The sequence below is a fragment of the uncultured Campylobacter sp. genome, assembly GCF_938045595.1.
GTDB lineage: Bacteria > Campylobacterota > Campylobacteria > Campylobacterales > Campylobacteraceae > Campylobacter_B.
Window position 1 is genome coordinate 1 of the sequence record NZ_CALIBB010000108.1, and the last position, 10742, is coordinate 10742.

Sequence of the window (10742 nt, forward strand, 5' to 3'; positions counted from 1 at the left end):
GCATTGGTGCTACCTGTGATCATATAATAAGAAAGAAAGTCCCTAGCGAAGATGTGAGTATTTTTGTTTCGCCGGAGCAACAGCAAGATAAGAAGTCCGCAGCAAAACTACAAGAAACCAAATAATCTAAAACAAAATAATCAAGAATTTAAAAGCGCGTGTTTTCGCTTTTAAATTCCATTCATGCGCCTTTTCAAATCCCCTTTTAAATTAAATTTAGCTATACTCCCGCGCAATTTTGCGATTAAGGATTAAATATGAAAGAGATTAAAAGCCTAAGCGAGCTGCGAGCTTTTGCAGATAAAGTTCGCGCCGCAAAGGGCTATCGCGATCCGATCATGTGGGCGGTCGGGCGCGTATTTAAGGGGTGCGCGGAGGGGCACAAAAGCCTAAGCGTAAATTACGCGCACGTAAATTTTAAAGACGGGCTAACAAGCGCAGCAGTGCTAATCCATGCTCTAACCGAATGCGGTGAGGTCATGGATTTTAGCGGTAGCGAGTGCGTCCTTCCGCTAACGCACAAAGCCCTAAAAAAGGCGATCGAGGCTTTAAAATTTCTACAGCCAGACGCCAAAGAGGGCGCACACAAAAATCTACAGGTGCTGCTTGCGGTTAAAGAGGCGATGAAATCGGACGAGCACGCAAGCTTTTGCGCTAGCTTCATCTTCGAGGATGCCGCGCCAAAAAGCGTCGAGAGCATCTATCTCAAGCTTTACGCGCTTTCGCTAAATCTCTGCGAGCCGCGCACGCTCAATCTAGACGGCGCATTTAGCGTGCTTCCGAACGTCGCGTGGGACGAAAACGCCCGTCCGATCGAGCTTTGGTGGCTGCGAGAAAACGAAATCTCTTTAAAAATGCAGGGCCGCTATCCGCGTATCATCAGCGTCGATAAATTTCCGCGCTACCTAAGCCACGTCGTACCGCCGCAAAACGTGCGGATTTTAGACGATGCGAAAGTGCGTTTGGGTGCGCATATCGCTGCGGGTACGACCGTAATGCCGGGCGCTGCGTATGTGAATTTCAACGCAGGCACGACCGGCAGCGTTATGATCGAGGGGCGCGTCAGTAGCTCAGTCGTCGTGGGCGAGGGCAGCGACATAGGCGGCGGCGCGTCGATTTTGGGCGTGCTAAGCGGCACCAACGGCAATGCTGTGAGCATCGGCAAGCACTGCTTGCTGGGCGCAAACTCCGTAACGGGCATTCCGCTAGGCGACCGCTGCATCGTGGATGCCGGTATTGCGGTACTTGAGGGCACGAAGGTTTTTATCGAGCAAAAGGATCGCGAGGCGCTAGCGGCGCTAAATCCAAGCTTTGCGTTTGATCGTGAAATTTATAAAGGGCTTGAGCTTGCTGGGCTTAGCGGTCTGCACTTCCGCCAAAACAGCCAAAGCGGGCAGATTACGGCAAGCGTTAGCAAGCGTGCGATCAAACTCAACGCGGAACTGCATTAAATTTATAAATTTAAACGGCGGGCGCGGATTGGCTGGAGCTTTTCAAAACTGCGTTAAATCTATAACTTAAACGGCGAGTTAAAAAAGATACGGACGGATCTCGTCGCGCACCGCTTTGAGCGATAGCATGTGATGATCCATCACAAAAATTTCCGCTCATAGAATTTTACGCGGAATTTAAAGAATTTTTGCCGCGATTTAGAAAATTTCTAGCGGTGATTTATGGAATTTACGCCGCTATTTTAACGTAAGTAATTTTGGCGGCTAGCGGATTTGCGTCGCGCAAATAGGTCTTTAAATTTCAAAAATAGATTGAATTTAAAATTTTAATATGATAAATTTCAAATAAAAATAAGGAGATGAAAATGAAAAAATTTATACTCGCCTTATTCGGCGTATTTATCTGCAGCGCAGCGCTTGCGGGAGATGCCGAGCGCTGCAAGGCTTTGGCGGACGCCGTAAATGGGCACAGTCACCCCGCGACTAAAAATATAGAGTTGAGCGCGGCTACATGCGAGGGCGATAAATTTGTAATTCCCACGATTCTAAAAAATGAAATTTGGGACAAAGTAGATCCCAAAATCAAGCAAAATTTTGAAAGCATTTTGCGCGTCAACAGGCAAAAGGACGTATGCGCGATGATGAAAGCGGGCGGTCTAAATCGCATAGGCGTGCGAGAATTTCTGCAAAGCGGCGAAAAAATCGCCGATCTGACCTACACGCGCAGCGATTGCGGCTTAGAGTAAAATTTCAAAGGAGAGATAATGGAAGTGCCTCAAGCGGCGTATAGCAGGGATAAAATCATCATTCGCACCGGTGCGATCGGTATCATTTCAAATGTAATTTTAGCGGCATTTAAGGGCGTCGTGGGGCTGATCTCAGGCTCGATCGCGATCGTACTTGATGCAGTAAATAACCTAAGCGACGCACTTTCGTCCGTCATTACGATCGTGGGCGTGCATCTTGCTAGCAAGCAGCCCGATCGCGCACACCCCTTCGGACACGGCAGGATCGAGTATCTAAGCGCGATCGTAATCGCCGTCATTATCCTCTACACCGGCGGCGTCTCGCTCGTTGAATCGATCAAAAAGATCATTCATCCGCAAGCGGCGAATTATAATGCGGTTTCGCTCGTCATCATCGCCGTAGCGGTCGCGGCGAAATTTAGCCTGGGGCTCTATACTCAAAAGACGGGCGAGCGCGTAAATTCTGACTCGCTCATCGCAAGCGGCGTGGACGCCAAATACGACGCGCTCGTATCGCTAGCCACCCTCGTAGCGGCTTTGATTTCGCTTATTTTTGGGCTGAGCTTGGAAGCGTATCTGGGCGCGATAATTTCGGCGCTTTTGATCAAAACGGCGTATGAAATTCTGCGCGACACGATCAGCAAGCTTTTGGGTTCGCGTCCGAGTCTGGAGCTGACGAATGAAATTTACGACGTCGTGCGGGGCTTTGAGGGCGTCATCGGCGCATACGATCTGATGTTTCATGACTACGGACCCGATAAAATGGTCGGCAGCATCCATATCGAAGTCGCAGAGGACACGACCGCAGCGCAGATCGACGCTCTTACGCGCCGCATACAAAATGCCGTTTTTGCGAAATTTAATATCATCCTAGACACCGTAGGAATTTACGCGTTTAACAGGAACGATCCGCGCGCCGCCGAGATCTACGAGCATATCAAGCAGATGGCGTTTTCGCATGAGTTCGTCTCGCAGATACATGGGTTTTATCTCGACGAGGAAAAGCGCTCGATCAGCTTCGACGTCATCGTCGATTTCGCAGCGCCCGATATGGAGGCGACGTTTCGCGCGGTCTGCAAGCAGGTGCGCGCGGCGTATCCGAACTACACGCTCATCATCACTCGCGATAGCGATTACAGCGGTTAAAATTTTAAATTGCTCTAGCTTTGGCGGTCTAAATTTAATCGCGCCGGCTCGCGCCTCTTCGGCGAAATTTCAGAATTTTAAGCTACAATAGGAGAAATTTACCGCGGTTCGGCGCGGCGCAAAAGCCGCAATAAACCGCGAGATGAAATTTGGGTGCAAAACCTGGCAGAAGCCCGCACGTAAGGCAACGCAAAGAGAAATTTAAAAGGAAAAATATGGTTGAAATCAAAGATCTAACGATGCGCTTTGGCAAACAGCTACTTTTTGAAAACGTAAATTTAAGCCTCGATAAGGGCAGGCGCTACGGTCTCATCGGCGCAAACGGCGCGGGCAAATCGACGCTACTTAAAATTTTAAGCGGGCAGATCGAAGCAAGCAGCGGCGAAATTTTAATACAAAGTGGGCTTAAAATCGGCGTTTTGGGGCAGGATCAATTCGCCTTCGAAAGCTTCAGCGTCAAAGATGCCGTGCTTTACGGCAACAAGCGCCTCTATGACGCCGTGCGCGAAAAGACGCAGCTTTACGAAGCGGGCAAGTTTAACGACGAGATAAACGAGCGCCTAGGCGAGCTTGAGATGATCTGTGCGGAGGAGGACCCCGCCTACGAGTACGAAACGCGGATTGAGAAAATTTTAAGCTCGCTGGGGCTGAACGACTTTGATAAAAAGATGAGCGAGATCGAGACGAGCGATAAATTTAAGGTCCTTCTCGCGCAGGTGCTCTTCCCGCGCCCCGACGCGCTGTTTTTGGACGAGCCTACGAACAATCTCGATATCGACGCCATTTCGTGGCTCGAGTTTGAGCTAAATCGCCACGCGGGCACGCTCGTAGTCATCAGCCACGACCGCCACTTTTTAAACCGCGTCTGCACGGACATCCTCGACGTGGATTTTAGGAGGGTGCGCGAATTTAGCGGCAATTACGATGACTGGTTCATCGCATCCAATCTCATAGCCAAACAGGCGCAGTTCGAGCGCGAGAAAAAGCTCAAAGAAAAGGCGGAGCTTGAAAAATTTATCGCTCGCTTCAGCGCCAACGCAAGCAAGGCTAAGCAGGCCACGAGCCGTCAAAAACAGCTCGACAAACTCGATCTTAGCGAGCTTGCAACCTCTTCGCGTAGGGAACCTAGTATTTTATTCAAGCCCGCGCGCGAGATCGGTAATGAAATTTTAGAGCTAAGCGGCGTGGATATGAGCTTCGGCGAGATTGAAATTCTGAAAAATTTCAACCTCAAGCTCGCTCACGGCGATAAGATCGGCATCATCGGGCGAAACGGCGTGGGCAAAAGCACGCTTTGCAAGATCATCATGGGCGAGCTCGCGCCGCAGCGCGGCAAGGTGCACATGGGCGCCACGATCGAGCCCGGGTACTTCGCGCAGGATACGAATAATAAAATTTCAGGCGAGCTCAAGCTCTACGAATATCTACAAAGCCCGCAAAATAGGGATCTTGATGAAATTCGCAAATGCCTTGGACGTATGCTTTTTAGCGGCGCGGAGCAGGAGAAAAGCGTGGGCAGCCTAAGCGGCGGCGAGAAACACCGCGTGATGCTAAGCAAGCTAATGCTGCAACGCCCGAATCTGCTGGTGCTAGATGAGCCCAACAACCACCTCGATCTTGAGGCGATCATCGCGCTCGGCGAAGCGCTGTATAATTTCACGGGCTGCGCGATCTGTGTGAGCCATGACCGCGAGCTCATCGACGCGTTTGCAAATAGAATTTTACACCTCAAAGGAGACGCCGAAATCGTCGATTTTAGGGGCACTTACGAGGAGTATCGCGAGAGCTTGGGGGCGAGCGATGATTGAGATCTGCGTAAACGGCGAGCCTCTGCAGCTGGCGCAGGATATGAGCGTGAGCGAGTTTTTGCGCCGGCGCGGACACGATCTGCGCCTAGTAGCGCTCGAGCGCGACGGCGAAATTTTAAAAAAAGAGGCGTGGGAGCGCACGCAGATCTCAAGCGGCAAAAAATATGAAATCGTCGAGTTCGTAGGCGGCGGCTGAGGTCGGAGCTTTGGGTTATGTTAAAATTGCAGCGACCGAGGTTTAAATCCGCGCGGAAGTTGCTAAATTTAATCGGTGCGGCAACGCAGCGACTGGGGCTTAAAATTTGCGCGCGTATCGTTAAAATTTTAAATGATACGGCGGAGCGGAGACATAGCGCGTTTGGGTTTTTAAATTTATGAGGAAGCTGCGGTAGCTCGGCGCCTGCGGCGAGCTTTTAAATTTTATAAGCGAATTGAGTCGCGGCGGCAGGACGCAGGAGTTTTAAAATTCGCTCCGCGGCGATATAGTTTAAATTTTTATTGCTGCGGCGGAACGTTATTTTGCGTCGCCAGCCGCGGCGGCAGATGTGGGCTTTAAAACTGTATCGGCGCTGCAAGCTTGAGCGCGGGGCTTTAAAATTTAACTTCGTCGCGCTAGGGAACGGCACCCGACGCGCAAATTTTACCCGCGAGCGCGCTAAATTAGCTCGTAAACACTGTATGTGCCGCGTGATCTATTTATATTAAACATAAAATTCCGCGTTCGGCGGCACGCCTCAGTACGTAAAATTAACGGATCGATTCGGAGATCTATCGATATGCCGCGTTACAATACTGCGACGTAAAAAGGAGCGGGAATGCGACTTTGTTGCGCGGCGCACGGTAAAAAAGCGGCTTGCGCCGATTAAATTTGGGCGGCGCGATAAATTTAAAAAGCTTAAGGCCGGTCAAAACAAAGCGCACGATACGGCGTCAAAATTTTATCGATTGGGCTTGCTTCGGGTTTACGCGCGATTGATCGTAGCGTTTCGCTAGTCGCAAGACAAAGCGCACTTGCGTTAAGCTCAAGTGCGGGTGCGTTGGCTAATTGAGCTCAATCATGGCGGCGGGCTGAGCTTCGGTCATCAAGACCGCGCAAATTTGTCTTAAGTATAAATCGCCATGGTGCGAAGCGAGCAATTGCGCGCTACAGCTCGTAGAATCGTTAAAATTTTCGGCTTTGCGTGACGCAAAAAGGCACAGGGTCGAAGCTCGCGCGGCGAGGCTTGGGCGCGCAAAAAGATAAAATTTAGGATCAAAATGCAGATAAAATTAAACGGCAAAGCTTACGAAACGGGCGCGAGCGATCTTGACGGGCTGAAGCGCGAGGTTAAATTTAGCGGTGAGATCGCCGTGATAAACGGCTATGCGAGCACGCAGAATTGCGAGCTGAAGGCGGGCGATGAGCTCTTTTTGCTTGCCCGCGGTACGGAGCTATCGCCGCAGGAGCTTCGCGAGCTGATGTTTGCTCGCAACGCCCCTTCAGTAAACGAGGCGCTGAAAGGCTCGCGTGTAGCGATCTGCGGGCTCGGCGGGCTCGGCTCCAACGTCGCGATCCTGCTTGCGCGCGCGGGTGTGGGCGAGCTTTTTTTGATCGACTTCGACATCGTCGAGCCGACCAACCTGAACCGCCAGCAGTACGAGATCAGCGATCTCTACAAGCCCAAAACGGCCGCTCTGCGCGAAAAAATCGCGCGTATAAACCCGTTCGTGCGCGTGCAAACCTTAAACGAGCTACTTACCGCGCAAAACGTAGCCGAAATTTTAAAAAACGAGCGTATAATTTGCGAGTGCTTCGACGACGCGGCGGCGAAAGCGATGATTTTTGGCGCATTCGGCGGCACGGATCGCTTTTTGATCTGCGCTAGCGGTATGGCGGGCAGCGGCGACGCCAACGAGATCCGCACGACGCGGCTCGGCAAAAACGTCTTCGTCTGCGGCGACCGCAAAAGCGCTGCAGCTCAGGGCGTGGGGCTGCTCGCTCCGCGCGTAGCGATCTGTGCCGCACATCAGGCAAACGTCGCGCTTAGGCTGATTTTGGGCGAGGAGGGCTAGGCCCGGCCGCTCATCGCGCGCCCGCATTTCTAAATTTACGCGCCTTGTACATTGCCGCTAAATTTAGCTTTGCGCGATTATTTTGAGAAACAGGCGAGCGTTTCGGCGACATACGGCGCGCGTTTTTAAAACGGCGTGAAATTTGCTGCGCGCTGTGCAAATTTAGCCGCGAGATTTAAATTTAAACGACGAAATTTTAACCCTTTGCCGTGCCTAGCTCGTGGGTAAGTAGAATTTTAAAATTTTTGTGTCGTGGTATAAAATTTGACGAGAAATTTTAAAACTTGAGCGCGTCGTCGTGCAGCGCGTTAAAATAGTGATAGAAGCAAGGCGCACAATCTGTGCCGCAATTTCGCGCTGTGTATAATGCGCCGCGCAAGCACTGATATTGCGCTATTTGTGCCGTATGTGAAAACGAAATTTAAACTAAAGAGGATAGAATGGACGATAAACTGATCTTAGGCGGCAGGGAGTTTAGCTCGCGCCTGATAATGGGCTCTGGCAAGTTCGATCACGCGATGATCGACGCCTGCGTACGGCATGCGGGCTGCGAGATCGTCACGCTTGCGCTGCGCCGCGTGAACGAAAGCAAGAGCCGCAATATCTTGGATTTCATCCCTCGCGGCGTCACGCTGCTGCCGAACACCAGCGGCGCGCGAAACGCCGAGGAGGCGCTGCGAATCGCACGGCTCGCGCGCGAGCTAGGATGCGGCGACTTCGTAAAGATCGAGATCATAGGCGACAGCAAATACCTTCTGCCCGACAACGCCGAGACGATCAAAGCCTGCGAGGCCCTGGCGCGCGAGGGCTTCGTGCCGCTTGCCTACATGCACGCCGATCTATGCGTCGCGCGCGATCTGGTAAGCGCAGGGGCCGCCGCCGTGATGCCTCTGGCCGCGCCGATCGGCTCCAATCGCGGGCTGATGATGCGCGGGATGATCGAAATTTTGCTAGACGAAATCGACGTGCCGATCATCGTAGATGCGGGGCTCGGCGCGCCTAGCGAGGCTTGCGAGGCGATGCAGATGGGCTGCGCTGCGGTGATGGTAAATACGGCGATCGCCACGAGCGGGGATCTGGCGCTGATGGCGCGGGCGTTTGCGCTCGGCGTACAGGCAGGGCGCGATGCCTATCTGGCGGGGCTCGGCGCCGTTTCTAAGACGGCCAGCGCAAGCTCGCCGCTAACGGGATTTTTGAGGTAGCGATTAAAATTTTAAACGCGCTTAGTTGCGCGAGCCGTGTTTTTTGCGCGGAATTTGCCTTTCTTGAGCCATAAATACATATAGCGTAGCTCGGCATAGCGGTCGATAGACATGGCGTGAAATTTTAAAATTTCGCGCCGTGCAAATTTGCGCCATGTGAGTTAAATTTTAGCGTGCTTTGTTAAGCCCTATGCCGAACGACGTAAATTCCGCACTTTGCTAGGCGTCTTAAAGCGCTGCAGCGAAAAGTAATTTGGTAGCGGTGTAGCGCGCAGCAGGCTCGGCGATCAAATTTTAAAATTTAATCGGGCTGAAAGCAGCCCGATCGAGAGAAACCCGATTGATCGGCGGGCTATTTTAGCATGTCGTATTTATCGCAGTATTCTCGTAAAGAGTCTTTATCGTAGCCGAATAACCCTGGGTGTTTTTTGCCCATTTCGCAGGCCTTTTGATAGTATTGTGTCGCCCTTGCTCTGTCGCCACCTGCTTCAAGAACTGAAGCAAAATTCCCGCACGCCATCCAACTTCCCGCATCGCAGGCTCTTCTGGCATATCCCATAGCCCGCGTCATATCCATTTTAATCCCTTTACCATTTGCATACATATAACCTAAATTGTTGCAGCCGTCTGCATATCCGCCGTCGCAAGCTTTATCGAATAGTTCGACAGCCTTTTTATAATCTTTTTTCACCCCTTTGCCACCATGATACATTGCTCCCAAATCTGAGCAGGCTACATAATCGTTTCCGTCGCAAGCCTTTTTAAAGTAGTAAAGTGCTTTTTTATAATCCCTATCGGATGCGTTTCCCCCGAACAAGGTCGGATTTTTATAAAGAGCGCCGGCGTAACTGCAAGCCTCAAAATCACCTGCTTCGCAATTTTGCTCAAATTGTTTAACTTGCTCTTTGCTAAAAGTTATGCCAAAAGCCAAAGAGCCCAACAGGGCTAAACCTAAGATGATTTTTTTCATTACTTCTCCCTAAAATTTTACGAAAGTATATTCTTTCATCTTTTAATAATCACTAAAATTTAAAATGCGAACGGGGCGCTCCGTTTTAAAATTTTTTACCGAAATCCTGCTAAAATGCGCTTCTAAACCAAACGAAAATAAACTTTGCGGCGCGTAAATTTGCACGCGCAAACGTGCCGCGTAGAATTTAAATGAAAATTTAAAAGGAAAATTTTAAAGATGATGGGAACCGGCTATCTAGCGGGCATGGAGGATATCGGAAGCGAGATAATGCAGCGTACGCTTGCTCTGCGCGAGGGTTTTTGCGAGGAGGCGAGCGAGGCTGACGTGCAAAGGGCGATCAGCGCGAAAAACAGAACTCTACGCGATTTTGCGGCGCTATTAAGCGTGCGCGCAGGCGAGCATTTGGAGCAGATCGCGCAAGCCACAGCGCGCGAAAAAGCCGCGCATTTTGGCAGCAATATCGCCGTTTTTACGCCGATTTACATCTCAAACTACTGCGACAATCTGTGCGTTTACTGCGGCTTTAACTGCAAAAACAAAATTGCGCGCGCAAGGCTCGATGAGACGCAGCTAAAGGCGGAGTTTGAGGCGATCGCGGCGAGCGGGCTAGAAGAAATTTTAATCCTCACCGGCGAGAGCGAGAAAAACAGCCCCGTGCGCTACATCGGGCGCGCCTGCGAGCTCGCGCGGCAGTATTTTAAGGTAATCGGCGTCGAAATTTATCCGCTAAACTCCGCCGATTACGCCTATTTGCACGCTTGCGGCGTCGATTTCGTCACCGTTTTTCAAGAAACCTACGATCCCGCGCGCTACGCGCAGCTGCATCTTGCGGGCAACAAGCGCGTTTTTGCGTATCGCTTCGCAGCTCAAGAGCGCGCGATTAGAGGCGGTATGCGCGGCGTGGGTTTCGCGGCGCTTTTGGGGCTCGGAGACTTCCGCCGCGATGCCTTTGCCACGGGCGTGCACGCGTGGCTGCTTCAGCGCAAGTACCCGCGCGCCGAGATCTCCTTTTCGGTGCCGCGCCTGCGCCCGATCATCAACAACGACAAAATAAACCCGAAGGACGTCGGCGAGCGCGAGCTGCTGCAGGTGATGTGCGCGTATCGGCTGCTGCTGCCAAGTGCGCATATCACGATCTCCACGCGCGAGAGGGCGGGCTTCCGCGACAATGCGATCAGGATCGCGGCGAGCAAAATTTCGGCGGGCGTAAGCGTGGGTATCGGCGGGCACAGCGAGCAGAGGGGCGACGAGCAGTTCGAGATCAGCGACGCGCGCAGCGTAAGCGAGGTCTGCGAGGCGATCCGCGCAGGCGGGCTGCAGCCGCTGATGAGCGAGTATATCTATGTGTGAGAGCGCAGATATGC

Annotated in this window: 9 protein-coding genes; 8 read left to right on the forward strand and 1 reads right to left on the reverse strand. The window is 51.8% G+C overall.

What is annotated here, in order from left to right:
* Window positions 1-257: 257 nt before the first annotated feature.
* The 7 genes from Q0340_RS04330 (at window position 258) to Q0340_RS04360 (ending at window position 8405) form a co-directional block, all read left to right on the forward strand.
* Window positions 258-1451 (forward strand): tetrahydrodipicolinate N-succinyltransferase N-terminal domain-containing protein, encoded by a 1194-nt coding sequence (locus Q0340_RS04330; RefSeq protein ID WP_298082312.1) that lies wholly within the window; start codon window positions 258-260, stop codon window positions 1449-1451.
* A gap of 365 nt (window positions 1452-1816) precedes the next feature.
* A complete protein-coding gene (locus tag Q0340_RS04335) occupies window positions 1817-2197 on the forward strand; it encodes a hypothetical protein (RefSeq protein WP_298082313.1) in 381 nt (126 codons plus the stop codon).
* A gap of 18 nt (window positions 2198-2215) precedes the next feature.
* Window positions 2216-3343: a cation diffusion facilitator family transporter gene (locus tag Q0340_RS04340; RefSeq protein WP_298082314.1), complete on the forward strand. Its 1128-nt coding sequence runs from the start codon at window positions 2216-2218 to the stop codon at window positions 3341-3343.
* 215 nt (window positions 3344-3558) lie between these two features.
* On the forward strand, window positions 3559-5151 hold the full coding sequence (locus Q0340_RS04345) for an ABC-F family ATP-binding cassette domain-containing protein (protein WP_298082315.1): 1593 nt from the start codon (window positions 3559-3561) through the stop codon (window positions 5149-5151).
* On the forward strand, window positions 5144-5347 hold the full coding sequence (gene thiS, locus Q0340_RS04350) for a sulfur carrier protein ThiS (protein WP_177388158.1): 204 nt from the start codon (window positions 5144-5146) through the stop codon (window positions 5345-5347). Before Q0340_RS04345 ends, thiS begins: the two co-directional genes overlap by 8 nt.
* Before the next feature lie 1061 nt (window positions 5348-6408).
* The gene (gene thiF / locus Q0340_RS04355) at window positions 6409-7203 is read left to right on the forward strand and encodes a sulfur carrier protein ThiS adenylyltransferase ThiF (RefSeq protein ID WP_298082316.1); all 795 of its coding nucleotides are present in this window, start codon (window positions 6409-6411) and stop codon (window positions 7201-7203) included.
* Between the two features lie 440 nt (window positions 7204-7643).
* Window positions 7644-8405, forward strand: a complete 762-nt coding sequence (locus Q0340_RS04360; protein WP_298082317.1) for a thiazole synthase — start codon at window positions 7644-7646, stop codon at window positions 8403-8405.
* Window positions 8406-8757: 352 nt separating this feature from the next.
* Here Q0340_RS04360 and Q0340_RS04365 read toward each other — a convergent pair whose 3' ends face one another.
* Entirely contained in the window at window positions 8758-9375 is a 618-nt protein-coding gene (locus Q0340_RS04365) for a tetratricopeptide repeat protein (protein WP_291939819.1), read from the reverse strand.
* Window positions 9376-9594: 219 nt separating this feature from the next.
* Here Q0340_RS04365 and thiH point away from each other — a divergent pair, with 219 nt between their 5' ends.
* On the forward strand, window positions 9595-10728 hold the full coding sequence (thiH, locus tag Q0340_RS04370; protein ID WP_298082318.1) for a 2-iminoacetate synthase ThiH: 1134 nt from the start codon (window positions 9595-9597) through the stop codon (window positions 10726-10728).
* Window positions 10729-10742: the final 14 nt, after the last annotated feature.

What these genes read in the sequence shown, in the direction of transcription:
- Q0340_RS04365 (WP_291939819.1), bottom strand. Translation starts at nt 9,375, where the DNA reads ATGAAAAAAATCATCTTAGGTTTAGCCCTGTTGGGCTCTTTGGCTTTT.
- thiH (WP_298082318.1), top strand. Translation starts at nt 9,595, where the DNA reads ATGATGGGAACCGGCTATCTAGCGGGCATGGAGGATATCGGAAGCGAG.
- Q0340_RS04340 (WP_298082314.1), top strand. Translation starts at nt 2,216, where the DNA reads ATGGAAGTGCCTCAAGCGGCGTATAGCAGGGATAAAATCATCATTCGC.
- thiS (WP_177388158.1), top strand. Translation starts at nt 5,144, where the DNA reads ATGATTGAGATCTGCGTAAACGGCGAGCCTCTGCAGCTGGCGCAGGAT.
- Q0340_RS04335 (WP_298082313.1), top strand. Translation starts at nt 1,817, where the DNA reads ATGAAAAAATTTATACTCGCCTTATTCGGCGTATTTATCTGCAGCGCA.
- Q0340_RS04360 (WP_298082317.1), top strand. Translation starts at nt 7,644, where the DNA reads ATGGACGATAAACTGATCTTAGGCGGCAGGGAGTTTAGCTCGCGCCTG.
- Q0340_RS04345 (WP_298082315.1), top strand. Translation starts at nt 3,559, where the DNA reads ATGGTTGAAATCAAAGATCTAACGATGCGCTTTGGCAAACAGCTACTT.
- thiF (WP_298082316.1), top strand. Translation starts at nt 6,409, where the DNA reads ATGCAGATAAAATTAAACGGCAAAGCTTACGAAACGGGCGCGAGCGAT.
- Q0340_RS04330 (WP_298082312.1), top strand. Translation starts at nt 258, where the DNA reads ATGAAAGAGATTAAAAGCCTAAGCGAGCTGCGAGCTTTTGCAGATAAA.